Source organism: Candidatus Pelagibacter sp. HIMB1715 (genome assembly GCF_052047595.1).
Lineage (GTDB): Bacteria > Pseudomonadota > Alphaproteobacteria > Pelagibacterales > Pelagibacteraceae > Pelagibacter.
This window is the reverse complement of the sequence record NZ_JBNAJY010000003.1, coordinates 114,690-141,649: the sequence shown is the minus strand read 5'-3', so window position 1 is coordinate 141,649 and position 26,960 is coordinate 114,690. Positions and strand designations below refer to the sequence as shown.

30 protein-coding genes are annotated in these 26,960 nt (G+C 31.4%); 21 read left to right on the top strand and 9 right to left on the bottom strand.

The genetic code is table 11. From position 1 onward, the window contains the following. Window positions 1-36 precede the first annotated feature (36 nt). Genes ACTTAY_RS01340 through msrB form a run of 5 tightly spaced genes read left to right on the top strand, consistent with a single transcriptional unit; the run spans window position 37 to window position 4,391 of the window. Entirely contained in the window at window positions 37-1,278 is a 1,242-nt protein-coding gene (locus ACTTAY_RS01340; RefSeq protein ID WP_440672087.1) for an NAD(P)/FAD-dependent oxidoreductase, read from the top strand. Continuing rightward, window positions 1,279-2,175 (top strand): DMT family transporter, encoded by an 897-nt coding sequence (locus ACTTAY_RS01335; protein WP_440672086.1) that lies wholly within the window; start codon window positions 1,279-1,281, stop codon window positions 2,173-2,175. Continuing rightward, entirely contained in the window at window positions 2,168-3,118 is a 951-nt protein-coding gene (locus ACTTAY_RS01330) for a D-2-hydroxyacid dehydrogenase family protein (protein WP_440672085.1), read from the top strand. The genes ACTTAY_RS01335 and ACTTAY_RS01330 overlap by 8 nt, the downstream gene beginning before the upstream one ends. A gap of 2 nt (window positions 3,119-3,120) precedes the next feature. Next, window positions 3,121-4,014 (top strand): histone deacetylase family protein, encoded by an 894-nt coding sequence (locus tag ACTTAY_RS01325; protein ID WP_440672084.1) that lies wholly within the window; start codon window positions 3,121-3,123, stop codon window positions 4,012-4,014. 2 nt (window positions 4,015-4,016) lie between these two features. Further along, window positions 4,017-4,391 (top strand): peptide-methionine (R)-S-oxide reductase MsrB, encoded by a 375-nt coding sequence (gene msrB / locus ACTTAY_RS01320; RefSeq protein WP_440672083.1) that lies wholly within the window; start codon window positions 4,017-4,019, stop codon window positions 4,389-4,391. A gap of 8 nt (window positions 4,392-4,399) precedes the next feature. On the opposite strand, the gene grxC is transcribed toward msrB, so the two are convergent. Then, the gene (grxC, locus tag ACTTAY_RS01315) at window positions 4,400-4,657 is read right to left on the bottom strand and encodes a glutaredoxin 3 (RefSeq protein ID WP_075506250.1); all 258 of its coding nucleotides are present in this window, start codon (window positions 4,655-4,657) and stop codon (window positions 4,400-4,402) included. Window positions 4,658-4,660: 3 nt separating this feature from the next. After that, a complete protein-coding gene (locus ACTTAY_RS01310) occupies window positions 4,661-4,957 on the bottom strand; it encodes a TIGR03643 family protein (RefSeq protein WP_440672082.1) in 297 nt (98 codons plus the stop codon). A 122-nt stretch (window positions 4,958-5,079) separates the two neighbouring features. Between ACTTAY_RS01310 and ACTTAY_RS01305 the strand changes: the two genes are divergently transcribed. The 16 genes from ACTTAY_RS01305 to ACTTAY_RS01230 all read left to right on the top strand — a co-directional run bounded on the left by ACTTAY_RS01305 (window position 5,080) and on the right by ACTTAY_RS01230 (window position 18,614). Next, window positions 5,080-5,694 carry a LysE family translocator gene (locus ACTTAY_RS01305; protein WP_440672081.1) on the top strand — a complete coding sequence of 205 codons (615 nt, stop codon included), beginning with the start codon at window positions 5,080-5,082 and terminating at the stop codon, window positions 5,692-5,694. Window positions 5,695-5,782: 88 nt separating this feature from the next. Further along, window positions 5,783-7,021, top strand: coding sequence for an amino acid ABC transporter substrate-binding protein (locus ACTTAY_RS01300; protein WP_440672080.1), 1,239 nt, complete (start codon window positions 5,783-5,785; stop codon window positions 7,019-7,021). A gap of 63 nt (window positions 7,022-7,084) precedes the next feature. Next, window positions 7,085-7,978 (top strand): branched-chain amino acid ABC transporter permease, encoded by an 894-nt coding sequence (locus ACTTAY_RS01295; protein ID WP_075506246.1) that lies wholly within the window; start codon window positions 7,085-7,087, stop codon window positions 7,976-7,978. Continuing rightward, the gene (locus ACTTAY_RS01290) at window positions 7,975-8,157 is read left to right on the top strand and encodes a hypothetical protein (protein ID WP_075506245.1); all 183 of its coding nucleotides are present in this window, start codon (window positions 7,975-7,977) and stop codon (window positions 8,155-8,157) included. The genes ACTTAY_RS01295 and ACTTAY_RS01290 overlap by 4 nt, the downstream gene beginning before the upstream one ends. Next, the gene (locus ACTTAY_RS01285; RefSeq protein ID WP_440672079.1) at window positions 8,144-9,196 is read left to right on the top strand and encodes a branched-chain amino acid ABC transporter permease; all 1,053 of its coding nucleotides are present in this window, start codon (window positions 8,144-8,146) and stop codon (window positions 9,194-9,196) included. The genes ACTTAY_RS01290 and ACTTAY_RS01285 overlap by 14 nt, the downstream gene beginning before the upstream one ends. Then, window positions 9,193-9,933 (top strand): ABC transporter ATP-binding protein, encoded by a 741-nt coding sequence (locus ACTTAY_RS01280; protein ID WP_440657040.1) that lies wholly within the window; start codon window positions 9,193-9,195, stop codon window positions 9,931-9,933. Before ACTTAY_RS01285 ends, ACTTAY_RS01280 begins: the two co-directional genes overlap by 4 nt. Then, window positions 9,933-10,718, top strand: a complete 786-nt coding sequence (locus tag ACTTAY_RS01275; RefSeq protein WP_440672078.1) for an ABC transporter ATP-binding protein — start codon at window positions 9,933-9,935, stop codon at window positions 10,716-10,718. Before ACTTAY_RS01280 ends, ACTTAY_RS01275 begins: the two co-directional genes overlap by 1 nt. Beyond that, window positions 10,718-11,422, top strand: a complete 705-nt coding sequence (locus ACTTAY_RS01270) for an AzlC family ABC transporter permease (protein ID WP_440672077.1) — start codon at window positions 10,718-10,720, stop codon at window positions 11,420-11,422. Before ACTTAY_RS01275 ends, ACTTAY_RS01270 begins: the two co-directional genes overlap by 1 nt. Next, window positions 11,412-11,735: an AzlD domain-containing protein gene (locus ACTTAY_RS01265; protein ID WP_440672076.1), complete on the top strand. Its 324-nt coding sequence runs from the start codon at window positions 11,412-11,414 to the stop codon at window positions 11,733-11,735. The genes ACTTAY_RS01270 and ACTTAY_RS01265 overlap by 11 nt, the downstream gene beginning before the upstream one ends. Before the next feature lie 40 nt (window positions 11,736-11,775). Then, a complete protein-coding gene (glaH, locus tag ACTTAY_RS01260) occupies window positions 11,776-12,687 on the top strand; it encodes a glutarate dioxygenase GlaH (RefSeq protein ID WP_440672075.1) in 912 nt (303 codons plus the stop codon). A gap of 34 nt (window positions 12,688-12,721) precedes the next feature. Next, window positions 12,722-13,489 (top strand): pyrroline-5-carboxylate reductase, encoded by a 768-nt coding sequence (locus ACTTAY_RS01255; RefSeq protein WP_440672074.1) that lies wholly within the window; start codon window positions 12,722-12,724, stop codon window positions 13,487-13,489. Next, a complete protein-coding gene (locus tag ACTTAY_RS01250) occupies window positions 13,490-14,278 on the top strand; it encodes an ABC transporter ATP-binding protein (protein WP_440672073.1) in 789 nt (262 codons plus the stop codon). Beyond that, window positions 14,278-14,985 carry an ABC transporter ATP-binding protein gene (locus ACTTAY_RS01245; protein WP_440672072.1) on the top strand — a complete coding sequence of 236 codons (708 nt, stop codon included), beginning with the start codon at window positions 14,278-14,280 and terminating at the stop codon, window positions 14,983-14,985. Before ACTTAY_RS01250 ends, ACTTAY_RS01245 begins: the two co-directional genes overlap by 1 nt. A 1-nt stretch (window position 14,986) precedes the next feature. Further along, entirely contained in the window at window positions 14,987-15,997 is a 1,011-nt protein-coding gene (locus ACTTAY_RS01240) for a branched-chain amino acid ABC transporter permease (RefSeq protein WP_440651770.1), read from the top strand. Window positions 15,998-16,032: 35 nt separating this feature from the next. Beyond that, the gene (locus tag ACTTAY_RS01235) at window positions 16,033-17,364 is read left to right on the top strand and encodes a branched-chain amino acid ABC transporter permease (RefSeq protein WP_440672107.1); all 1,332 of its coding nucleotides are present in this window, start codon (window positions 16,033-16,035) and stop codon (window positions 17,362-17,364) included. 74 nt (window positions 17,365-17,438) lie between these two features. Beyond that, window positions 17,439-18,614 (top strand): MFS transporter, encoded by a 1,176-nt coding sequence (locus ACTTAY_RS01230; RefSeq protein ID WP_440672071.1) that lies wholly within the window; start codon window positions 17,439-17,441, stop codon window positions 18,612-18,614. 31 nt (window positions 18,615-18,645) lie between these two features. Here the strand turns inward: ACTTAY_RS01230 and ACTTAY_RS01225 are convergent, their stop codons facing one another. The 7 genes from ACTTAY_RS01225 to glpD all read right to left on the bottom strand — a co-directional run bounded on the left by ACTTAY_RS01225 (window position 18,646) and on the right by glpD (window position 26,920). Next, a complete protein-coding gene (locus tag ACTTAY_RS01225; RefSeq protein ID WP_440618112.1) occupies window positions 18,646-19,836 on the bottom strand; it encodes an ABC transporter substrate-binding protein in 1,191 nt (396 codons plus the stop codon). 92 nt (window positions 19,837-19,928) lie between these two features. Continuing rightward, entirely contained in the window at window positions 19,929-21,410 is a 1,482-nt protein-coding gene (locus ACTTAY_RS01220) for an aldehyde dehydrogenase (protein WP_440672070.1), read from the bottom strand. Then, entirely contained in the window at window positions 21,403-22,185 is a 783-nt protein-coding gene (locus ACTTAY_RS01215) for an alpha/beta fold hydrolase (protein WP_440672069.1), read from the bottom strand. The genes ACTTAY_RS01220 and ACTTAY_RS01215 overlap by 8 nt, the downstream gene beginning before the upstream one ends. Before the next feature lie 6 nt (window positions 22,186-22,191). Then, on the bottom strand, window positions 22,192-22,779 hold the full coding sequence (locus ACTTAY_RS01210) for an amino acid synthesis family protein (RefSeq protein ID WP_440672068.1): 588 nt from the start codon (window positions 22,777-22,779) through the stop codon (window positions 22,192-22,194). Beyond that, window positions 22,776-24,479 carry a thiamine pyrophosphate-binding protein gene (locus ACTTAY_RS01205; RefSeq protein ID WP_440672067.1) on the bottom strand — a complete coding sequence of 568 codons (1,704 nt, stop codon included), beginning with the start codon at window positions 24,477-24,479 and terminating at the stop codon, window positions 22,776-22,778. The genes ACTTAY_RS01210 and ACTTAY_RS01205 overlap by 4 nt, the downstream gene beginning before the upstream one ends. Further along, window positions 24,476-25,645, bottom strand: a complete 1,170-nt coding sequence (locus ACTTAY_RS01200) for an LLM class flavin-dependent oxidoreductase (protein ID WP_440672066.1) — start codon at window positions 25,643-25,645, stop codon at window positions 24,476-24,478. The genes ACTTAY_RS01205 and ACTTAY_RS01200 overlap by 4 nt, the downstream gene beginning before the upstream one ends. A gap of 123 nt (window positions 25,646-25,768) precedes the next feature. After that, window positions 25,769-26,920, bottom strand: coding sequence for a glycerol-3-phosphate dehydrogenase (gene glpD / locus ACTTAY_RS01195; RefSeq protein ID WP_440672065.1), 1,152 nt, complete (start codon window positions 26,918-26,920; stop codon window positions 25,769-25,771). Window positions 26,921-26,960 lie beyond the last annotated feature (40 nt).

The following is a 26,960-nucleotide window of genomic DNA, read 5'->3' as shown; positions in this document are numbered from 1 at the left end:
TATGAAACTTTAATTTTTTAATTGTATAACGTTCTTATGAATAAGAACATTAAGGTTGGAATAGTTGGTGCAGGCATCCAAGGTGTATCAAATGCATTGTTCCTTCAAAAAAAGGGATTTAATGTAACAATATTTGATAGAGATAATCCAGGAAGCCAAGCGGCCTCTTATGGAAATGCAGGACATTTTTCGCCTTATGCTTCACTTTCTTTAAATAGAACTGATGTCTTAGCAGATGTTCCGGCTATGTTATTAAGTTCAACTGGTCCTTTAGCTTTAAAATGGAATTACGTTCCAAAAATGATTCCATGGTTCATGAAATTTATCATGAACACTACAAAAACCAAGATGATGCATACTGCAAAAAATATGCATCAAATTTTAGATTTAGCTCTACCGGCATATGATGAATTATTTGATGAAATAGATCTTGAAGGATTAGTGGAAAACAAAGGAATACTTTATATCTGGAATGATCAAGATCTAAAAAGTAGGGAATTAGAAATAAGAGTTAGAGATGAATTGGGAGTAAAGCAGCAACTAGTTAATAAAGCTGAAATTCATGATTTAGAACCCCATATTAAACCTTTCTATCATTCTGGAGTTTACTATCCTTATGCAAGACATGCTCGAAATCCAAAAAGAATCCTTTTAAAATTATTTGATCTATTTTTGCAAAAAGGTGGAAAGTTTAACAAAGTAAATATTAAAGATATAAAATTTGATGATGAAAAACCTATTTTTAAAACTGAAACACAAAGTTATGTTTTTGATAAAGTAGTAATTGCTTGTGGCGCTTTTTCTAAAAAATTGACTGATAATTTAGATGAACAAATTCCTCTAGATACTGAAAGAGGATATCATGTTCATTTTAAAAACTGTGATCATTTATTAAGCCGACCAGTAGTATTTTCAAACCGTGGTTTTGGAATTACACCAATGGAACAAGGATTAAGAGTAGTTGGTACAGTTGAATTTGGTGGATTAGAAAATCCTTTGTCAAAATCTAGAGTTAAAAATTTAATTAACAATGCAAAATATATGCTTGGTGATTTACCCGAGCATGAGGATGAGTGGTTAGGATTTAGACCAACTTTACCAGACTTTTTACCTGTCATGGGGCCATCCAAAAATTATAAAAATGTTTATTATTGTTTTGGACATCATCATTTAGGATGGACTTTAGGCCCAATTTCTGGAAAGATTGTTTCAGGAATGATTGCGAACGAAAATACAAACTTAGATTTAAAACCTTATAGTTCGTTAAGATTTAGCTAAGTGGGTCAGAACGCCAAAGCATATTTAATGTTGGTTTGTGCAACATTATTTTGGGCAGGCAATTTTACAATTGCTAAGTTTGCATACTTGCAAAACATACCACCAAATACTCTTTCATTTTTAAGATGGTGTCTTGTATGGATAATTTTATTTCCCTTTACGTATCAGGAAATATTTAAATTAAAGTATAAAATTAAAGAAAATTTATCTTTATTTTTTATCCTTGGTTTTACCAGTGTTTGTATATTTACTTCATTTACTTATAATGCTTTAAATCACACCCAAGTAATCAATGCATCTCTTTTTAATACTGCAATACCAGTTACAATAATTTTAGTTTGTTTTTTGTTAAAAATTGAAAAAACAAATATTTTTCAATTATCAGGCCTATTTATTTCTGTATTAGGTATTTTAGCTATTATCACACGATTGGATCTTAATATTTTGCTTTCTTTAAATTTTAATAAAGGAGATTTATTTATGATAGGTGCGATAATTGCATGGGGAATTTATTCAGCATATTTAAGAAAAAGAAATTTTGATGTTTCTCTAATTGCCCTTGTACAAATCATATGCACTTTTGGCCTAATATTTCTTTTACCTCTATTTATTATCGATATAATTCAAAATAAAGTTGTAGAGATAAATAGTAACTTTTTTTATATTTTATTTTATATTGCTTTGTTTCCAAGTATTGGCTCTTACTATTGTTGGGCAGGTGCTGTTGCGATAATTGGAGCTAATAGGGCAGGAATTTTTTTATCATTAATTCCTTTATTCAGTACAATTTTTGCAATCATACTTTTTAATGAAAAATTTTTATTTTTTCATTTAATTGGGTCTATTTTAATTATATTAGGTCTATTTTTATCAAACAAAAAAATTAAAAATGCTTAAAGTAGCTATATTAGATGATTACCAAAATGTTGCTCAACAATTTGTTGATTTAGAAAAATTATCTGGAAAATATGAATTTAAAATTTTCAGTGAACCTTTTGTAGACGAAGCAGACGCTATTGAACAATTAGCTGATTTTGAGGCTCTTTTGATAATGAGGGAAAGAACTCCAATTACAAAAAATCTTATTGATAATTTAAGTGATTTAAAATTTGTTATCACTAGTGGATTAAGAAATAGATCTATAGACCTAGAAGCTGCTAAAAAAAGAAAAATTATAGTTTGCGGAACAGATATTAATATCAATCCTACTCCTGAACTTACTTGGGCACTAATTCTTGGTTTGGCTAGAAATTTTAAAGAAGAGTTTGATAATATGTATCAAGGATACTGGCAAACTACTATTGGTGTTGAGCTAAAAGGAAAAATATTAGGATTAATAGGATTGGGAAGAGTAGGAAGTGAAGTTGCAAAAATTGGAAAAGCTTTTGGAATGCAAGTTATGGCTTGGAGTGAAAATTTAAGTTTAGATAAATGCAAAGAGCTAGATGTCTTGCCATGTAGCAAAGATGATTTAATTAAGAACTCAGATGTTTTATCTATTCATGTTCAAGGTGGAGAGAGATACAAAGATTGCATAACATTAAAAGAGTTAGACAATATGAAGAAGACAGCTTTTTTAATTAATACCTCAAGAGGTCCAATAGTTAATGAAGATGATTTGATTATAGCATTATCAACTAATGAAATTGCTGGAGCTGGAATTGATGTTTATGAAAAAGAGCCTTTGCCTGAAAATAATAAATTAAGATTTTTACCTAACGCTTTGTTAACTCCACATATAGGATATGTAACAGCAGAAAATTACAGTATTTTTTACAATCAAATGATTGAGGGATTAGAGGCTTGTGTTAATGGAAAGCCAATTAGAGTTTTAGAGTAACCATGGAGTTACCAGTTGTAAATCATGAAGATTATTTTGCAAAAATTGGAGATGATCATAAATTTCCAATAAATAAATTTAGTGAACTTGCAAATTATTTAATTAAAAAAAATGTAGTCAAAAAGTTTCACAAACCTTATCCATGCTCATCTGAAACATTAAAGTTTGCTCACTCTGAAAAATATATAAGCGATATCAAAAATAAAACTTTAGATAAAGATGGTGTTAAAAAAATAGGTTTTCCTTTGGTAGATAGTGTTGTTAAGAGATCTTTGGTTGCAACAGGAGGTACTGTGTTGGCATCAAAACTTGCAATTAATTATGGAATTTCTTGTAATACGGCTGGAGGGAGTCACCACGCTAATTACAATAGTGGTGCTGGTTACTGTGTATTTAATGATGTAGCGGTTGCAGCTCATTATTTACTTAACAGGGGTCTTGCCAATAGAATTTTAATTGTAGATCTTGATGTTCATCAAGGAAATGGCAATTCAGATATTTTTAAAGAAAATAGAAACGTTTTTACATTTAGCATGCATTCAAAAACTAATTATCCTGCAAAAAAATCTATTAGTGATTTAGATGTAGAGCTAGAAGACAACACAGAGGATGATACTTACATCAAAACTTTAAAGCACTATTTAACAGAGTTAAATCAAGAAAATTTTGATTTTGTATTTTATATCGCAGGAGTAGACATTCATTTTAATGATCGATTAGGAAAATTAAAAATTTCCGATCAAGGTGTAAAGTTTAGAGATGAACTTGTAATAGAAAATTTTTATTCAAAAAGAATACCTTTTTGTGGAGTTTTAGGAGGAGGATACAATAAAGATTTTGAAAAATTAGTAGAGTTACACTCTTTGTTGCATCAAACTTGTGCTAAGTATATTTGAATATGACAAAAAAAATTAACCCCAACCTAACCGCTGAACAGAAATTAATTTTATTTGAGGAAGGCACAGAACTTGCTGGATCAAGTGAACTTAATCATGAAAAAAGAGAAGGAAGTTTTCATTGTGCAAATTGTGGTGAGAAGTTATTTGACTCAGATACTAAATATGAAAGTGGATCTGGTTGGCCATCTTTTTATGAATCTTTACCAGATGTTTTTGAAACAAAAACAGATTATCATTTAGGTTATGGAAGAACAGAGTATCATTGTAAAAAATGTGGTGGTCACCATGGACATATATTCGATGATGGTCCAGAGCCAACTGGAAAAAGATATTGCAATAATGGTGTCTGTTTAGTTTTTAAACCAAAAGCTTAAAAATAATTTTAATTTTTTAACAAATCTTGAAGTTTATTTTCTTTTTCTAGGGCCCTTACTTCATCATAGCCACCTATATGCTGCTCATCAAAAAAAATTTGTGGAATTGTTCTTTTTCCATTTGCTTTTTTAATCATTTCATCCATTGCACCTTCAACTTTTGAAATATCAATTTCATTATATGGAGCATTGTTTCTTGTTAATAATCTTTTTGCAGCCTCACAATAGTTACATAGGGGGCCAGTATACATGGTAATTTTTTTCATAACTTATAGATAGTCACCTTTTTTAATTTTACTAGTGATTTCTTTTCTAGAATATTCAAATTTTTTTCTATGTTTGATACTTTTTTGATTTACTCTTTTACTCCACAATCTAAATGATGATGGTTTTAAAGATCTTCTCATAATTTTAATTACATCAGATTCTCGCTTCCCTGTTTTTTGCTCAATTTCCTCAAAAGTAATTCTGTCAGCCCATGCCGCCCAAATTACCCAGTCTGGGTCATCAATACTGGGTTCAGGATTTTTCACTTTAGTTACTGGGGTGTAGCCTTTTTTTTTCATAAATCCTTTATATTTGAAATAAAAATTTAATGCATTTTTTTTACCCTCTGATATTATGATTTAGATAGTCCTTCTTAGCCATCTTTAGCTCCTGGTTTTTAAGGACTATCTTCTCTGAAAATATGCTTCCTTTAGAATTCATACTTTATTTACAGATTATCATTTTTTTATTCATTACTCCTGGCACTCCTAGAATAGTTATAATTTCTTACTCAATGAATTATGGAGTAGGGAAATGTGTTTGGTCAGCGCTTGGAGATGTTACTGCAAATTTAATTCAAGCTACTTTGGTAATTTTTGTAATAGGTTCATTTTTTTCAGAAAATTCATTAATTCTTAATATTTTTAAATGGATTGGAGTTCTTTACATTTTGTATCTTGCTTATGATATTTATAAGTCTCGTCCAAAAAATTTAAAAGATAAAGAAGAAGTCACAAAAAGTAATTTATCTTTTTTTAGAGATGGATTTTTAGTTGCAGGAACCAGTCCTAAAGCTTGGATGTTTTTTCCTTTTATATTTCCACAATTTATTGATTTTAGTTCCAATCTTTTAGCTCAATTTACAATTTTAATTACAACTTACATTGTGTTAGATTTTTTATCTCTGATTGGTTATGCGATACTTGCACAAAAATTGATTAAATGGATTACTGCAAATCCGAAAACTATTAATACAATTTCAGCGTGTGTTTTAGTAATTATTGCTGGAATTATTGTTATTACACAACAGTATTAAACTCAAACTTAGTCTTTATTGCTACTTGCATTCTATGCAATTTGTTTATTTAATTACTCATTAATTAATTAATTAAAGGGGAAATAAAATGAAGTTAAATAAAATAATTTTAAGTTTTGTTTCTGCATTAGTAATTTTATTTTCAACTTCCGTTGCATCTTTTGCAAAAGTAGTTGGTGACAAAATTATTTTAGGTGCTGCAATTTCCTTAACTGGTAAGTACTCATCAAATGGTGTTCATACTCAAAATGGTTATAACATGGCCGTTGACAGAATTAACAGCATGGGTGGTGTAAAAGTTGGTGGAAAAACTTACATGTTTGACATTATCTATTACGATGATGAATCAAACCCTAAGAGAGCTGCACAGCTTGCAGAAAGATTAATTTCACAAGATGGTGTTGAGTTTATGCTTGGCCCATACAGTTCAGGTCTTACAAAAGCTATTGCACCTGTAACTGAAAAATATGGTGTTCCAATGGTAGAGGCGAATGGTGCTTCTAGATCTTTGTTTACCAAAGGTTACAAATATCTATTTGCAGTATTAGCTCCGGCAAACTTATATCTTGATGTAGCAATTGAAACAGCAGTTGAGCTAAATGGTGGAAAACCAGTAAGAATTGCTCAAGCATTTGAACAAGATGCTTTTTCACAAGATGTTAGATTAGGTATTTTAGATGCTGCAGAAAGAACTGGATCTGAAATCATAATCGATGACAAACTGCCTAAAGAGTTAAATGATATGGCTGCAACTTTGATTAAAGTTAAACAAATGAAACCAGATGTTTTAGTTGTATCAGGTCATACTAAAGGTGCATTGACTGCAGTAAGACAAATTGCTGAAATGAAGGTTGATGTTCCGATGTTGGCTATGACTCACTGTGATGCAGCGAAATTATCAAAACAACATGGTGCTAATTCTCAGTATGCACTATGTGCTTCTCAATGGCATAAATCTCTAACTTATAAAGATGATTTCTTTAAGGATGGAATGACCTATGCTGCAGACTTTGAGAAAGAGTTTGGATATGATCCACCATACCAATCTGCTGAGTCTTCAGCTGCGTTATTGGTGTTCAAAGATGCATTTGAAAGAGCCAATTCTTTTGATCAAAAGAAAGTAAGAGATGCTCTTGCAGCTACTAACATGCAAACATTCTATGGAAATATTAAATTTGCACCTGGCGGTCAGAACGTTGATAAGCCAATGGTACTTTTCCAAGTAATGTGTGATGATGCTGGTAAGTGTGAAAACAAAGTTGTTGCTCCATTAAAATGGGCATCTGCTAAGTTAATTCACCCAATGCCTAAGTGGTCTGAAAGATAATAATTAAAAATTGAGCCCCCTAGTAATAGGGGGCTTTTTTTTATATAAACCAAAAAAGATTTTATGGATTTTCTTGTATTTCAATACCCAATGATAACTGTTCAAGCTTGCTTGGATGGTATTCTTTTAGGAGTATTGTTCGCATTAATTGCTTATGGAATGGCACTTCAATGGGGTGTTATGAATATAATTAATATTGCTCAAGGAGATCTTGTTATTTTAGGAGGATACATTGCGTACTTTATGTATCTTTATGGTATTCATCCAGCATGGGGAGTAATTGTTGCTCCAATTATAATGTATTTCGTAGGTATTGCGATCTATAAGCTGGTTATAAATAAAGTAGTCGATAGAGATTTATTTATATCAATTTTAGCTACATTTGGAATAAGTATTTTATTCATGCAATTAATGAACTTTGCATTTGGTGCAGATGTTGTGCTTGCAAATTCGCATTATGGTACAACAATGTTGTTCGATAATAATGTTGTTCTTCCTAATTCAAAAATATTTTCAGCATTTATCAGTATTTTATTTGCAGTTTGCTTAGTGATTTATATGAAAAAATCTAAACTTGGACGGGCAATTAGAGCAACCGCTCAAAATGCACGTGCTGCAAAAATTTTAGGTGTAGATACTGAAAAAGTATACGCAGCAACTTTTGGAATTAATGCTGCTTTATGTGGTGTAGCTGGAGCTTTAATCTCTATAACATTCACTATTCACCCCTATATGGGTTTACCTTATACGATTAGATCTTTCATGATTGTAATTGTTGCTGGTTTAGGAAATTTACCAGGTGTTGCAATGTCAGGTATGGGATTAGGAGTTTTTGAGGAATTTGCAGATTATATTTTAGGAACAGAGTTTAGAATTGGATCAGTATTTTTATTATTAGTTTTAATCTTAGTTTATCGAAGATTTAAACTTTCAAGAAAGAGAGAGTACTTAAAATGAGGAAAGTTAAAATCAATGATAATCAAGGTCAAACAGTTGAAGTTGACATAGATAAATTTAAAAAACACTTAGATGAATATCATTCATCAGGCTCAAGTGTACATGATGAAGATGGTCATTATTTTACAGTAGATCAAAATTTCAGAGAAAAAATTAATAGTCTATATGAACAAAAATAATTTAATACTTTATATAGGAATTTTAATATTTGGTTTAGTAGCACCATTTATATTTCCAGCATTTAAAGTACAATTATCAATTCTTTGCATTCTAATTGTTCTTGCAACCACTTGGAATATTCAAGGAGGAGAAATGGGCTACAATACATTTGGAAATATTTTGTTCTATGGACTAGGTATGTATTTGTGTGCTTCAGTTCAAGTTGGAATGTTTTTTCCATTAGCAGAATGGACAGAAAGTGGTGGTGAAAAAACATTTGTACATACTCCTACCCAATTTTTCCAAGGTATGGCGATGGGACTTGTTGTTGCCGCAGTAGTTCCAACTATTGTTGCTGGTTTAATTGGTTATGCAATATTAGGATTGAGAGGTCATTATTTTGCTATTTGTACTCTAGGATTAGGAGTAGCTGCTGGTGAAATTTCTGGAGGAATTGAAATTATTGGAGCAGGACAAGGTTTTACTACTCCACCTTTTCCCAACATAGGAGGCTTAGAAGCTAGAGGAGAATTCTTTTACTTTTTAAGTTTTATAGTTTTAGTTTTGACATTTATAACTGTGAAAGCGATTTACTCTACTAGATTTAAATTAATCCTTAATGCAATCAGAGACAATGAAGACAAGGCTGAAGCTATGGGAATTGCAACAATGAAATATAAAATTATTGGTTGGATGATTTCTGCATTTTTTTGTGGTCTAGCAGGAGGAATAATGGGAGGCCTTGTTGGATATATCGACTCAACAGATGTTGCTTTTGATGGAAGAGAAATGGGAGTGTTCATGGTTTTGATGGCAATATTAGGTGGTAAAGGAACTCTTTGGGGACCAGTTATCGGTGCAACAATATTCCATATTTTTAAAGAAGGATTTTGGACATTCTTCCTAGGTTGGCAGTATGTAGCCTTGGGAGTTTTAATTGTGGTGATTGTGATTTATTTCCCTGAAGGATTAATGGGTTGGTTGAGAGAAAAATATCCTCACAGATTTGGAGAAGTAGTTGATGAAGCTGATCGAAAGGCTCAGGTAGAGATAAAATGAGTATTTTAGAAGTTAGTAACGTTAGTAAATCTTTTGGGGGAGTAAAAGCTAATGTTGATATCTCAATGTCAGTTGAAAAAGGTAAAATTGTAGGATTGATTGGCCCTAATGGATCAGGAAAAACCACTTTGTTCAATTCAATAGTAGGCACTTATCCAATTGACCAAGGTTCAATTAAATTTAATGGAAAAGAAGTTTCTGAGCTTCCTGTTCCCGTAATAGCAAAGCTAGGATTGTTAAGAACATTTCAACAAACAAGAATTTATGGAAAACTAAACTGCATTGATAATATGCTTATTAGCCATAAAGGAAGTGATGAAAGTTTATTAAAACTGTTTTCTAAAATACCTCAAGAGCTCACAGAAAAAGCAGAAAATTTATTAAATTTCGTAGGTTTATATCAAAAGAGAAAACTAAGAGCAGGAGATTTATCATTTGGACAACAAAAACTTCTAGAGCTTGCTATGGCATTAATGAATGAACCAGAAATGTTATTATTAGACGAACCTACAGCTGGTATAAACCCAACATTAATTAATGGAATTATAGATAGATTAATAAAAGTAAATCAAGATTTTGGAATTACGCTTCTAGTTATAGAACATAATATGAGAGTAATCATGCAATTAGCTGAAAATATATTTTGTTTGGCACATGGTAAAATGTTGGCGAATGGCTCACCAGATGAAATTAAAAACGACAAAAGAGTTGTCGACGCATATTTAGGAGCTCAATAATGTCTAATCAATACGAAGTTTTAGGAAAAGCTCCAACGCCAGAAGATTTAAAAAAATTATCTCCAGATGAAATACATTTAACGATAAAAAAATTAAATGCCGGATATGGTAAAATGGAAATTTTACATAATTTTGATCTATTTGTGAATAAAGCACAATCATTATGTTTGATTGGACCAAATGGAGCTGGTAAATCTACAATTCTTCATTCAATTTATGGATTTACAAACATTTTCTCTGGTCAAATTGAAATAGAAGGCAAGGAAATTACAAATCTTACACCAGCTGAAAAATTAAAATCAGTTGGAATTGCATATATTTTACAAGATAACTCAGTATTTCCAGATATGACAGTTGAAGAAAATTTATTAATGGGTGGATATATTAAAGATAAAACCGAAGAGTCTTTTGAGGAAGCTGAAAGAATTTTAGAAAAATATGAAAGATTAAGAAATAGAAGAAATCAACCTGCTAAAGTTTTATCTGGCGGCGAAAGAAGATTGTTAGAAATTTCTAGAGCATTAGTTATGAAACCATCAGTGTTGTTGGTTGACGAACCATCAATTGGCTTAGAACCAAGATATATCGATATGGTTTTTGAGATACTTAAAGATCTTCAACAAAATGAAAAGAAAACTATAATCTTAGTAGAACAAAATGCCAAAAAAGGTTTAGAATTTGCAGACATTGGATATGTATTAGTATCTGGACAAACTGCAATTGCTGGCAAAGGGGATGAGTTATTGCAAAACCCTGATGTTGGTAGACTATTCCTTGGTGGCTAATGATAAATAAAGATTTCTTTTTTAAAGGATATAAATCAATACTAGCACATGATAGTCCGGCAATAGCATTAGGTTGTTGCTTTATTGCTATAGGCGCTCTTTTAAAAAATCTTGGCTTTAACATTCAAGAAAGCGTTTTTTCTACAATGCTTACTTACGCTTTGCCAGGATCTCTGGTTATGGCAGAGTCTTTATTGGTTGGTGCTTCTTTATTAAATATTTTTCTAGCAGTTTGGTTTGTTAATGCTCGTTTATATCCAATGGCTGTTTCTTTGTTTCCATTAATGATGCATGAAGATCAACCAAAGTGGAAATATTATTTTTCATGCCATTTCATAGCTGTATCAGCTTGGCTGATTATGAAGAGTAATTATAAGACTATTCCAGAAAAATATAGAATTGATTATTGGATAGGGATTGGAAGCGCAACTTGGAGTGTTGCTGTAATTGGAACTTTAATAGGTTTCTATTTTTCAGAATATTTAAATAAAGAAATGATGATGGGTTTAGCTATTTTAAATCCTGTTTATTTTTTATGCATGATGGTAGGAGCATCTAAGACAAGACAAGTTACTTTATCAGTTTTACTTGGAATTATTTTAGGACCTGTTTTTTATTTTTTTTCACCAGAATGGTCTATTTTATTAGGTGGAGTAGTTGGTGGGACTATTGCTTATTTAATAGGAGAAAAAAATGTCAACTAGTATCGTTTTAGCAATTTTGGTTACTTCCCTCGCAACTTTTTTATCAAGATTTCTTGGGGCAGTAAGCTCAGAGGTTATAAAAGAAACTTCTAAGATATTTAAATGGTTTAATTGTTTAGCTTATGCAACTTTAGCAGCTCTAATTGCAAGAACAATAATTTTTCCAGTTGGTGTAATGGATGATTCAAGCTACCTAGTAAGATTTGTTGTTGTTTTACTATCCTTAATTGTTTTTTTTATCTTTAAAAAAAATTATGTTTATCCAACAATTTTCTCTGCCATAAGTATGGCAATATTAGTTAATTATTTCTAAATAAAATTGATTTATTAAAAAAGTTAACTTAAGGTTTCTTATGGAAAAAATAACTGGTTTAGAAATTCAAGAACATGATAAATCAAATAGAATTTTGAATATTAAAATTACTGATGAGATTATTGAGAAATTAGTTTTTCCATTTAATAAATTCGACTTAACAGCTTTAGAACTAAAGCCTTTCACAAGGTTTACAATAGCAAAAAGTTTAGATGATTTAACAGAAAATCAACTTAGTAAACTAATGAACTCAATAATTAGAGATCGTTCAACTGGTTGTTTTATAATTGGGCCAAAAAATATTTCACCGAAAATTAATGATGAATTTTTGGTAAAATTATCAACTGCCATTGCCTATTTAATTGGAAATCCTAACCATGATTCGATGGCAGGAAAATACTATGCTCGTTTCCATGTTAAACACGAAGACGCGAGTGACTCTTATTTAAGAAAAGCTTACCGTAATATGGATCTTCATACAGATGGAACTTATGTTAAAGAAATTACTGATTGGTTAATTATGACAAAGTTAGAAGAAGAAAATGTAGATGGTGGAGAGACTGCGATGTTGCATTTAGATGATTGGGAACATTGCAAAAAACTATCAAATGATCCTGTGGGTAAACAAGATTTTCTTTGGAGCTCACCTAAGAGTAAAAATGTAGATTATAAAGTTGAGCATCCAGTTTTTTCTTCAGATGATAAAGGAAGACCACATATTTCATATATTGACCAATTTCCTGAACCGAAAAACATGGAACAGGGTAATTTTTTACAGAGATTATCTGATGCTCTGGAAGGAAGTGAAAATAAAGTAATTACAAAGTTACCGGTTGGTTGCTCTATAATTGCAAATAATTATTTTTGGCTTCATGGAAGAAAACCTTTCAAAGAAAATAAAGAATTAAGCAGAGAATTGTTACGAATTAGAGGATCTTTTTTTGTTAATTAATTCAATATAATCAATATAAAGTAACCAAAATATTATGATTTTAGGTTTTATTGGTACGGGTAAAATTGCATCTTCAGTAATAACTGGAATATGTAAATCCAGTCTTAAATATAAAAAAATAATAATTTCTCCAAGGAATAAACAGATTGCCAAAAGTTTAAAAAAAAAGTTCAAAAAAATAGTTATTGCTAAAGATAATCAACAAATTGTTGATGAATCTACTTGGGTATTTTTATCTATTACACCTACGGTTGGAGAGAAGATAATTAAAGATTTAAAATTTAAGTCTAGCCAAACAATTGTTAGCTTTATATCTACAATTACTCTATCACAGTTAAAAAAAGCCATTAAAGTAAAAGCAAAAATAGTAAGAGCAATTCCTTTGCCACCAATATCATTAAAGAAAGGACCAGTTCCAATATGTCCACCAAATTCAAAAGTAAAAGCTTTTTTTAATCATTTAGGAACTACTATAGAAATTAAAAATGAAAAATCTTCAATAAACTTTTGGTCTACTTCTGGAATGATGGCACCTTTTTATGAAATGCAAAGAGTAATGTCTGATTGGTTAGTTAAAAAAGGGGTAAAAAGAAATAATGCTCAAAAATATATAACTTCTTTGTTTTTAGCTTTGTCAGAAGATGCTGTTATACATTCTAAAGAAAACTTAAGAGAGTTAGTTAAAGAATCGCAAACACCTAAAGGATTAAACGAGCAAGGTGTCAATGAATTGACAAAAGCTGGTTTTTATAAATCATTAGAGAAAACTTTAAATAGTATTTACAAAAGATTAGATAAATAAATGTCTGAAAATATTTTAGAGATAAATAATTTATCAAAGTATTTTGGAGGACTTGCTGCAGTTTCTGATTGTTCTATTAAAGTTAAAAGAGGAACTATCACAGGTATAATTGGTCCAAATGGATCTGGCAAAACAACTTTATTTAATTTAATTGCTGGAAATTTAAAATCTTCAGGTGGGAGTGTAACATTTGATGAAGAAAATATCACAGATGTTCCATCTTATGAATTATTCTCAAAAGGATTGCTTAGAACTTTTCAAATAGCACATGAGTTTTCAAATTTGTCTGTTCTAGAAAACTTAATGATGGTTCCAGGAAATCAATCAGGTGAAAAGCTAATGACAGCATTATTTAAGCCAGGGTTAGTTGCAAAAGAGGAAGCAGAAGTTAAAGAAAAAGCAAAAGAAGTAGTTGAATTTTTAAATTTAGGACATTTGTCAAATGAGCTTGCAGGTAATCTTTCTGGAGGACAAAAAAAATTGTTAGAACTTGGAAGAACCATGATGGTTGATGCAAAATTAGTGTTATTGGATGAAGTAGGAGCAGGAGTAAATAGAACTTTATTAAAAGATCTCGGTACTGCAATCGAAAAGCTAAATAAAGAAAAAGGTTATACTTTTTGTATGATTGAGCATGATATGGATTTTATAGGAAGATTATGTGATCCTGTAATTGTTATGGCTGAAGGGTCAGTTTTATTTGAGGGTACGGTTGATGAAGCTAAAAAAGATGAAAAGGTAATAGAAAGTTATCTTGGCAGAGGATCAAAATTAAAGGATGAAGTTTAATGGCATATTTTGAAGGAATAGAGATGACTGGTGGTTATGGAAATGGACCAGATATAATTAATTCTTGTTCTGTTGAAGTAAACAAAGGAGAAATTGTTTCTATTCTAGGTCCTAATGGAGCTGGAAAATCTACAGCTATGAAAGCAATGTTAGGTTTATTAAATTTAAAATCTGGATCAGTTAAAATTGACGGTAAAGATATTTCAAAACTTTCTCCACAAGATCGAGTTAAACAAGGAATTTCATTTGTTCCTCAAACCAAAAATGTTTTTGCGGGAATGACAGTTGAGGAAAATTTAGAAATGGGCGCCTTTTTAGTAAACTCTGAGATAAAAAATATTATTGAGGAAATTTACGAACTATTTCCAATCCTTAGAGAAAAAAGAAACCAAATGGTAGGTGAATTATCTGGTGGTCAAAGACAACAAGTTGCACTTGGAAGAGCGTTAATGATTAAACCGACAGTACTAATGTTAGATGAACCAACTGCAGGGGTATCACCAATTGTTATGGATGAATTGTTTGATCATATCGTTAAAGTAAAAAGAACTAATGTTGCTATTTTAATGGTAGAACAAAATGCTAAACAAGCATTAAATATTTCTGATAGAGGCTATGTATTAGTTACTGGAGAAAATCGTTATTCAGGTACTGGCAAACAACTATTGAACGATCCAAGAGTAAGAAGCTCTTTCTTAGGAGGATAATATGGATCTTATTAATGCAATAATTCTTTTACTAAATTATATTTTTATTCCAGGACTTACTTACGGTTCTCAATTAGCTTTGGGTGCAATTTTTGTTACTTTAATTTATGGAATTCTGAGATTTGCTAATTTTGCAACTGGAGACATGATGTCATTTGGAACCATGATGACAATTTTATTCACTTGGTATTTTCAATCTTTAGGTATTTCTCTTGGAGTTCTGCCTACAGCTTTAATTGCACTTCCATTTGGTATTTTTTTTATGATTTTATACATGCTTACAATCGATAAATTTGTTTTTAAGTATTACAGAACTCAAAAAAGTCCTCCAGTTCAGTTTGCTATGGTTAGTATCGGTGTGATGTTTGTGACCCAAGCAGTTGTTAGAATTATAATAGGTCCAGGAGATAGAAGGTTTTTTGATGGAGAAAAATTCATTATCAAGGCTAGAGAATTTAAAGAAATGACAGGTTTAAACGAAGGCCTTGCCCTTAAATCTACTCAGGTCATTACTATTTTTGTTACAATAGTTTTAGTCTCTTTATTGTTCTGGTTTTTAAATAAAACTAAAACAGGAAAAAGCATGAAAGCTTACTCAGATAATGAAGATCTTGCTTTGCTTTCAGGAATAGATCCTAAGAAAATAGTATTGGTAACCTGGGTAATTGCAGGAATTTTAGCTACTATTGGAGGAGCTTTGTATGGTTTAGATAAAAGTTTTAAACCTTTCACTTACTTTAATAATATGCTTCCTATTTTTGCTGCAGCAATTGTTGGAGGAATTGGAAATCCTTTTGGTGCATTTTTGGGTGGCTATGTGATTGCTTTTTCAGAAATTTTATTAACATATGCATATAAGAAATTTTTTATGTACATATTACCTGAAAGTATGGAACCAGAAGGCCTAATTCAATTACTTTCGACCGATTACAAATTTGCAGTTTCATTTTCAATCTTGGTGATTGTATTACTTTATAGACCATCAGGGATATTCAAAGGGAAAGTATTGTGAGAAAAAATCTAAACGTTATTGCAGCATACAGTATCATGATGGTTCTAATTCTATTGGTTGGAATTTTTCAATCATGGAATATTGCATTATCAATATTTAATCTTTGCTTAATTTCAGCAGTCATGACCATGGGCGCAAACATACAATGGGGTTATGCTGGTTTAATAAATTTTGGAATAATGGGATACACAGCTTTAGGAGGTCTTGCTGCAGTAATAATTTCAGTTGATCCTGTCCAAGAAGCATGGAGAGCTGGTGGATTTGATATTTTAATGTGCTTATGGCTCATCATTGTAATGGTTTTAGTTATCAGATTTATTTTGAAAAATTTTGAAAAATCAAAACTAAGAACTTACAGTATTGCAGCTCTAATTATTGCAGCTATCATAATTATCAGAGTTACAGCGGAACCAGGTATTGAAAAAATTGAATCTGTAAATCCTGCAACTACTGGTTTTCTCGGTGGGTTTGGTTTACCTATTATTTTCTCCTGGATCGTAGGTGCATTATTTGCTGGAGGTTTAGCGTTTATAGTTGGAAAAGTTGCTTTAGGTTTAAGAGCTGATTATCTAGCAATTGCAACACTATTGATTTCAGAAATTGTAATAGCAATAATTAAGCATGAGGACTGGTTAACTAGAGGTGTTAAAAATGTTATTGGCTTAAAGAGGCCAGCTCCATATGAGGTCGATCTGCAGACCACTGATTGGTTTATAAATTTAGTAGAAAAGTTTAAATCTAGTAAGTTAGATCTAATTACTGATTTATCCGAAAGACAAGCAGCGTTAAATCAATTCGTAATAGAAGGCTCTTCAATATTTGTTAAACTTTGTTACTCAGGTTTATTTTTAGTTGTCGTTATAACACTTTTAATTCTTACGCAGAAAGCTCTTTATTCTCCATGGGGAAGAATGATGAGAGCAATAAGAGATAATGAAGAAGCAGCAAATGCTATGGGTAAAAATGTTGTGAAACAACATTTGCTAATATTTATTTTAGGTTCAGCAATTGTCGGAATTGCAGGAGCAATGCTAGTAACTCAGGACGGATTATTTACACCAGGAAGTTATAGACCAATGAGATATACATTCTTAATTTGGGTAATGGTAATTGTTGGAGGAAGTGGAAACAATTTTGGTGCAATTTTAGGTGGCTTTGTTGTATGGTTTTTATGGATCGAAGCAGCACCAATTTCAATGTTTTTAATTAACTTCTTTACAGCAGGTATTCCTGAAACAAACGCTATCAAAGCTCATCTTATTGAAAGTGTTCCTTATTTTAGATTTTTATTGATGGGTTTAGGTTTGTTATTCATAATGAGGTACCGACCTAAAGGTATACTTCCAGAAAAAATAGAAATAAAATAATTAAACATGAAATATATTATTTTAGGTGCTGCTATTGCTTGGGCTATGTATATGGCTGACAAGTATATGTTTTAATGAACAGAAATCTTTCACTTCTTATTTCAAGCCAAGTTTTTGGTTTCACAGCAGCCAATGTAACAGTTTTTTTAAGTGGAATAATCGGAAGTCAGCTTTCAACTATTAAATCATTAGCTACTTTTCCTCCTTCAATTTATGTAGTTGGTATAGCAATCTCTACTATTTTTGCTGCAAAAGTTATGTCAATTATTGGCAGACGTTTAGGTTTTGTTTTGGCATCTATAGGTAGCTCTTTAGCTTGTTTACTTGCTGCATACTCAATCTTTATTAATAGCTTCATAATATTTTCATTTTCTTGTTTTTTACTTGGTACTGGAATGGCTTTCATTCACCAGTATAGATTTGCAGCAGCTGAAACAGTTGAAAAAGATAAAGCACCCAAGGCAGTTTCTATGCTTTTGTTAGCCGGAATTGTCTCTGCATTTATAGGAATTACTTTAGCAAATAAAACAAAAGATTTAATTAGTGATCATGTTTATGTTGGATCGTATATCGCATTAGCATGTCTTACTATTATGCCTGCAATTTTTTTAAGTTTTTATAAAAATTCAAAAATTACTAACAACAACAATTCAACAAATACTAATGTTAGGACTTACAAAGAATTTATTTCTGATCCAAAATTTGTACAAGCAATGGTAGCTGCTACTTTTGGTTATGTGGTTATGGCATTTTTAATGACAGCTACTCCAATTAGTATGCATTATGTCCATAAATTAAGTGTAGACAAAGTTGGATTGGTTATCCAATTTCACGTACTTGGAATGTTTCTTCCATCGTTGTTCACAGGTAACCTAATAAAGAGATTTGGCTTTTCAAATATAATGTACATGGGAGTTTTTTTCTATGCTTTGACAATATCATTAAGCTTATTTGAACCAACTTTTATAAATTATTTTGCCTCATTGATATTTTTAGGTATAGGATGGAATTTTCTATATATCTCGGGAACTAGCTTGTTAGTTACCACTTACGATGAGCAAGAAAAATTTAAAGCCCAAGGATTTAATGATCTAATAGTTTTTTCTGCTACAGCAATTGGAAGTTTATCAGCAGGAATTTTAATTTCATTGTTGAGTTGGAAAATAGTAAATTTTATGTGCATTCCTTTTTTGATAATTATTTTATTTGTAATTTTGAGAGCAGATATAAAAAAAGCCCCAGCAAACTAATTTACCAGGGCTTTTTAAAATAAGATTTAAATTATCTTTGTTTTTTAGTTTTGAATTTTCCGCCTTTAACTTCTTGCTCTAAGAAAGAACCTTCAGCTTCACCAACTTCAGTAAAAGATACTCCAGTAGCACCTTCGTAATTTATCTTTTTACCTTTTGCTAGTAAGTCTAAACCTTTCTTTAATTCACCTGGGTAGATTTTAGTACCAGGAGCGTTAGCAACATCCATTACATTTTTTGCAATAGATGCTCTGTCAGCAGAATTACCTGCTTGCATTGCAAGAACGATTAAAGCAGCTGCATCGTAAGACTCTCCAGTGTAAGGACCAGATGAATCTATACCACCAGCTTTTGCAACTTCTGCAAATACACCTGCACCTTTACCAGTAGAACCTGGTAGAGATCCAAATGATTTGCTCAAGTCTTTACCAAATGCATCAACTAATGATTGACCAATCATACCATCTGATAATACGAAAGTATCAAATGCACCAGAGTCTAAAGAAGCCTGAATAATTCCTTTTCCTCCTTGGTCAAGATAACCAATAACGGCTACAGCATCACCACCAGCAGAAGCAAGAGTTGCTACTTCTGATGAGTAATCTGCTTTACCATCTTCATGAGCAGTTACAGTTGTAACTTTAATACCATGAGCTTCAACTGCTGCTTTGTAAACATCAGCTAAACCTTTTCCATAGTCATTGTTAGTATAAGTGATTGCAATGCTTTTTACTTTTCTGTCTTTAGTAATGTCAGCTAAAATTTGACCACCTCTAGCATCTGATGGAGCAGTTCTAAAGAAATATCCATTATCATCTAGAGTAGTTAATCCTGGAGAGGTTGCTGAAGGTGAAATCATTACAACACCGTTTGGTACAGCAACATTTGTTGCAATAGCACCTGTAACACCTGAACAGTCAGCTCCCATAATTGCAGCTACACCACCTGAAATTAAACCTTCAGCTGCCGCTGTTGCTGCTGCTGAGTCAACACAAGTTGAGTCTGCTCTCATTGCTTCAATTTTTTTTCCACCAAGTAATGAACCTGAATCTGAAGCTTCTTTAAATGCAAGCTCTGCAGATGCAGCCATAGCTGGAGTAAGAGATTCAATAGGACCTGTAAATCCTAAAATGATTCCCATTTTGATCGAATGTCCGTCTGCCATAACGTTTGAACCAAAGCTTGATACAAACATAAATGCAGCGATAAATAGTTTTCTCATTATCTTCCTCATTATTGTTAACAATTTATAAAATCTAATTTAAGTATGAATAATCTGAATATTCAATGACAAAATTAGCTTATTTTAAACTATTATCTAATTGAGAATGGGTCTAAAGATGGTTCATCTGATGTGTAGAACCAAGTTGTTTTTACTCTTGTATAATCTTTAATTGAGTCAATTCCTGCCTCTTTACCGTATCCACTATCCTTGATACCTCCAAACGGAGCTGACGGTGAAATTAATCTGTAAGTATTAACAAATGTTATTCCAGCTCTAATTGCTTTTGATACTCTCATACCTCTAGATAAATTGCTGGTATATACTCCAGAAGATAATCCATACTGATTGTCATTCATTTTTGAGATAACCTCTTCTTCAGTATCAAATTTCATTACAGATAAAACAGGTCCAAATAATTCATTTTCTGCAACAGGTAAATTATGATTATCACATTCAATTATAGTCGGTGGAAAGTAATAACCTTTATTTGAAAAGGAATGTCTCTCACCACCACATTTAATTTTTCCACCTTGATCAATAGTTTCTTTAATATTTTTTTCTATTGTTTCTAATTGTTTAAAATTACTCAAAGGGCCCATTTCAGTTTCAGGATCCATAGGTGCTCCTATTTTTATTTTAGAAGCTCTTTCAGAAAGTTTGTTTAAAAATTCGTCATAGATACCCTTTTGAATATAAAGTCTTGAACCAGCTATACAACTTTGACCGCTTGCTCCAAAAATTCCTGCTGTAATTCCATTAATTGCATTTTCTTGCTCGGCATCATCAAAAACAGCCACTGGACTTTTTCCTCCAAGTTCTAAACTCACTTCAGAAAGATTTTCTGCTGAATTTTTAATTATATGTCTTGCGGTTTCTGGTCCACCTGTGAAAGCAATTTTTTCAACTAAATCATGCGCTGTTAAAGTTTTTCCACATGGGTCTCCAAATCCAGTTATGACATTTACTACTCCTTTGGGTATCCCAGTTTTTTCAATTAATTTGGCAAATTCAAATAATACCGCAGGTGCTAGTTCTGATGATTTAATTACAACTGTATTTCCCATTGCAAGTGATGGAGCTAATTTAGTAGCAGTTAAAAACATTTGCGAGTTCCAAGGGATAATGGCTGCCACCACACCTATCGGTATTCTAGTGGTAATTGCTTGAATATTTGGTTTATCAATTGGCAAAACTGTACCCTCAACTTTATCAGCTAACCCTGCGTAGTAATCATAGTATTCTGCAATATAGATTGCTTGTTTTTTTGTTTCTCTAAACAATTTTCCTGTATCTATTGTTTCTATTTCCCCAAGCATTTCTGCATTTTCTCTTAACTGGTCCCCAATAGCTCTTAAAAATTTTGCTCTTTCCTTAGGAAGTAATTTAGGCCATTCACCTTCGAATGCTTTTTGCGCAGCTTTAACCGCTTTATCAGTATCTTTAGCACTTGCTTCTGGAACAATTGCCCAAGGTTCATTATTTTCAGGGTTTAAAGTTTCAAATGTTTTATTGTTTTCAGCATCGACCCACTGTCCATCAATATACATTTGATATTTTTTTAGTTTACTCATTTTCTTTGATAAAATTGTTTAGAGATGAATTTACATCATCGGCACACTCAATACCACAAAGATGTTTTCCATCCTTGATTATCTTTAATTGGCTTTTTGGTATTAAAGCATTCAATTCTTGAGACATTTTAACTGTAGAGCCAATGTCATATTCTCCAGTCATAACTAAAGTGTGATTTTGAATTTTATTAAAATCCTCATCATTTTGATGTTTTACAAACAGCTCATAAACTTTCAGAAAATGCTCCATATTATTAGCTGCTAAAATAGAGCTAATTTTATCATAAATACTTGGATGGTTATCAATATACTTGTCTGTAAACCATCTTTTAAGAGCTTGTCTTGACAATTTAAGATCTTTCTTTGCTTGTTCAAATCTTTGATTTACAATTTTTTGTTGCTCTTTGGTCCTTTTATATATTGAGCATAAAAGAGTTAGTGATTGTAAATGTGAACTGTGATTGATAGCAAAATTCCTCGCAATCAAAGAACCTATTGAAAAACCAACCAAATGAATTTTTTTTATATTAAGGTGGTTAATTAAATCAATTAATTGATCCGAAAAGTCATCAAACGAAATTATTTCCTTATCTAAAGATGATTTTCCATGACCAAGAATATCATATGCAAGAGTACTATAATCATTAAAAAAATCTAATTGAGGTTTCCAAATCTCGAGGGTCAAACCTACACCATGAACAAATACAATTGGAATTTCTTGGTCTTTCTTATTATACGAGTAAAAAGTTCCAGAAGCAGTAGTTCCAGTGGTCATTAAGATTTATTTAGGTTCTATACCCATTTCTTTCATATCTTGATATCGATCACCAGTTCTAGCATGTGCTCTTCCACTAGATGCTCCACCTATTGCAATAACTACTTCGTCATTAAATGGTGCATCGTGAATAGTAAATTCATGAGTCAGATAGTAAGGTCTTAGTCCAGAGTCTGTTTTATGCATCATCGGAATAGAAATTTTTGATCCTGCAGATCCTCTTGTATTTGTAAAACTTAAATAAGATGTGCCTCCCACAGCGTCTCTAAATTTATTTCCAAATCTCAAAGTGTGAATAAAAGCAGATGCATGCTCTATTTCTCCATCCAAACCAACCACTCCTGCTTTGCCATACGCTAGTATTTTTTCTGGAGAACCAATTTCCTTGATCAGTTCTGGTACAAGAATATCTCCTAATTTTGGTGCAAGATCTAAAATCACAGGTCTTAAATTTTCTACAAAGCCTTGTCCATGCCAAGGATTTTTAAAAACTGCAGCAACAGATACTAATAATACAGGCTCTTTTGCTTCCTTACCTCCCTCAATAAAGGTTTTGTCTACAAATTTTGTAAATTTTCTTAGTTCTAATTTCATTTTTTAATTCTATGTTGAAAACTATCTCTTCTAAAACTGTATAATGCTTTCGGATCTACATCAACATCAATCACAGAGGGTTTATTGCTTTTTATTGCTGCTCTAACTGCTTCATTTATTTCAGAAACTTTTTTAACTTTATATCCTTTTGCACCATATAATTCGGCAACTTTATCAAAAGATGGACTTGTTATATCAGCACCTAAATATCTTTTACCAAAAAAATCTTTTTGATAAGCTTTTTCGGCTCCCCAACTTTGATTATTCATCACTATAGTTGTTGTATTTATTTCATATTCAACAGCTGTGCTTAATTCAGAAATAGTCATTCCAAAACCACCATCGCCCATCAAACTTACAACTGTTTTTTTGGGTTTTGCAACTTTAACTCCAAGTCCACAAGCGAAAGAAAAACCAACTAGGCCAAAATCTAAAGGTGTAAATAGAGAAGGGGGATCATAGTATTCTAAAGCGTCTGTTGCTTGTAAGCACAAGGTTCCTGCATCTAAAGTGATGGCCGAATTTTTAGGTAAAACTTTTCTTAGTTGTTTAAACAAACCTTTCGGCTGGATTGGAAAATTTTTTCCTAAATTTTCATTTTCTCTATTATTTAAAAATTCTTTTCTTTCTTTAAAATACAAATCAGTCCATTTTTTTGCATCTAATTTGATTTTTTCTTTTTTAATTTCTTTATATAATTGAACAGTTGCTGTTGCAGCATCTGCATGAATTCCTATTGATACTGGAAAATACTTTCCAATCATTTTTTTTTCTAATTCAATTTGAATTATTTTTGCTTTTTTGTTTATATTTTCATAAGAGTAAAATGTTGAATTAAATCCTAGTCGAGTACCGATAGCCAAAATAACATCTGCTTCTTTGACTAATCTTGATGCAACAGGATTGCCTCTTGGTCCCATTTGCCCTGCATTTAATTTATGATTAAATGGTATGGCATCTCCATGACCTGCGGCTGTAACAATTGGAACATTAAGCAATTCTGCCAATTTAATAACTTCTCTATATTTTGAGTTATATTTAATTCCAGCCCCAACAATTATTGTTGGATTTTTTGATTTCAGTAGCAATTTAGTTGCTTTATTTATTCTCTCTTTATTTCCTTTAAGATTACTTTCACTAGAGAACGAAGGTTTATTTAAATTAATATTGTAATTATTTTTTTCCGCCAATACGTTTCTTGGAAGATTGATGCAAACAGGTCCTCTTCTTGGTTTCATTGATAAATCAAATGCATCGCCAATTACTTTAGGAACAACCTTAGAATTTTTTATAGTCCAAGTCTTTTTTGTAATTGGAGCAAACAAGGATTGTTGATCTAAGCCTTGAAAAGCATCTTCCATTTTATCTTTTGTTGAGTAAGAACCTGCAATCGCAACTACAGGAGAGAAAGCGGCTTTTGCTTGCGCTACCCCAGTCACTAAATTTGTTGCACCTGGTCCATTTTGGCCTGCAATAATTACACCATGCTTATTAGACGCTCTTGCATATCCATCAGCCATATGAGTGCCTGTTCTTTCGTCTCTAACTCCAATAAATTTTATACTTTTTTCATGATAAAGAGCATCAAACATTTCCATTGTTGCAGAACCAATTAAACCAAAAACATGTTTAGTTTTTTCTCTCTTAAGAGCTCTAACGGCAGCTTGACCACCGCTTATTTTTTTTTTGGAATTGATCACGAAACTTTTTTAACTTCAGTACCTAAATTATCTTGAAAATGAGGCATAACTTTTTCTGTAAAAAGTTTAATACTTTTCATACAATCTTTATGTTTCACTCCAGGAAAGTTTGACCAAACTTGTAAGTTTTGTAAATTTAATTCAGATTTTAATTCATGAATTTTATCAATCACATATTCAGGTGTTCCAAATAACATATTTCTTTTGTGTAAAAATTCATAATTTAATAAATCCAGCTTACCTTTGGTCTCTGGAAGTTCTTCACCTGGATCCATATGATTGCCAAGACCACGCCAATGACAAACCCAACGCATATAATTTACCATGTGTTCACCAGCTTTTTCTTTAGCTTCTTCCATTGTATCAGCTACAAACATATCTCTAACTAGAGATACACCTTCACCTAAAGGAATATTTTTTTTGGTTACCTCAGATCTTTTATTTCTATAAGCTTCAAATTTTGCCTTTAGAGCTTTTACTGTTGGTATCCACATTATAATATTAATATTATTCTCAGCTGCCCACTCAATTGATCTAATTCCATCAACTACTTGATGGATAGGAGGATAAGGTTTCTGAAAAGGTTGTGGCAAAACACTAATTTTTTTCATCGTGTTATCTTCCATATTCATAAATTCTTCACTTGGTGGACTCATATCATGTTGCCAAACATAATTTGGAGAAGGATATGTATAAAACTCACCTTGATGACTAAAAAACTTTTCACTCCATGCTTTTTTTAGCACTTCAAGTGTTTCAGCAAACAATCTGAAGTTTTTTGCCTGGTCTTTAAGATCAGCTTTTTTATTTAAATTGATTGCTTCTCTACCGTAAATTCCTCTAGCAACACCTACTTCAACTCTTCCTTTTGAAAGTTGATCTAGCGTAGCAATATCCTCTGCTAGTCTTATAGGATTATGAAATGTAATTACATTTGCAGCTTGTCCTATTCTAATATTTTTTGTTCTTGCAGCTGCATCTACCCCCATCATTATTGGGTTAGTGCATGACTCCATTCCTTCATGATTAAAGTGGTGTTCAGTAAACCAAATAGAGTTCCAATTATTTTGATCACAATATTCTGTGATTTCCTTAGTTTCGTCTAATAATTGATGATATGGTTTGTGTGTCCAGTTAGTGGTATTGCAAAAATAACCAAATTTCATAAAGCCTCCTTTAAAAGTTAATTTAAAGACGACCGATCCCACTTTCGTAAATCTTTGATTTTAACGACGAGTTATGTATCGCTTTATAAAATAACGATATCACTTTTTAATAGGTGTGGGAATCTAAAAAAGTTTCTTTTTATCTGTCCATGGGCCTTTTTTTGTTTTTGGTAAAAACGTTTTAAGATCTATTAGAACTTTCTCAGATAATTTTCTGTATGTAGTAAGTTTTCCTCCATAAATGTTTAAAAGTGGTAATTTTTTTACAATGTTTAAATCAAAAACATAATCTCTTGTAACTTTTGAGGCCTCTTTAAAATCTTCTATTAGAGGTCTTATTCCTGAATAAGTATCAACTATATCTTTTTTGCTAATTTGTTTTTTTAAATAATTATTTACTGATCGAATTAAATATTGAGTTTCTTGTTTTGATATTACAGTATTTTCTGGCGATTTAACCTCAACTTCAGTTGTTCCAATTAATGAAAATTTTTTTTTGTAGGGAATTACAAATATTATTCTTTTATCTGTATTTTGAAATGTAAATGCAACATCTTCTTTATACAATTTCTTAGTGATGATGTGACTTCCTTTAACTAACCTTATTTTATTTTTAGATTTTATTTTTATACTTTTATGCAAAGTTTCATTTATCCATGGTCCAGACGCATTTATTAAAACTTTCGATTTTATTTTTTTTCTATTTTGAAGACTAATGACCCATTCATTATTAATAATTTCAGCTTTTTTAACCTTGTTGTATTCTAGAATTTTGGCATTATTTCTTTTTGCATCTTTAGCATTTAGTTTTGTTAGTTTTTTATCATCAATTTGAATATCGTAATATTGAAAACCAGTTTTGTATTTTTCTTTAAGAATATTAGGAAATTTTTTATTAAGATCTAATGTTTTTGATTTTGGAATTCTAGTTTTCCCACCCAAATTATCATACAAAAGCAAACCAAATTTAATTAACCAAGCTGATCTAATTTTATCAGTATGAGGAATAATAAATGGAATTGGTTTTGAGATGTGTCTTGCAATTTTGTAAACAATTTCTCTTTCTTTAAGAGACTCTCTTACTAATTTAAATTCATAATTTTCTAAATAACGAAGGCCACCATGAATTAACTTTGTTGACCAAGAAGAGGTTGCGCCTCCTATTTCACCTTTATCAGCTAAACATACCGACAAACCTCTTCCAGCAGCATCCCTTGCTATACCAGCTCCATTTATACCGCCACCTATTATGAATAAATCAAATACTTTAGACATCAAACTGAATTGTTTATAAAATGTAATAATAATTTTTCAA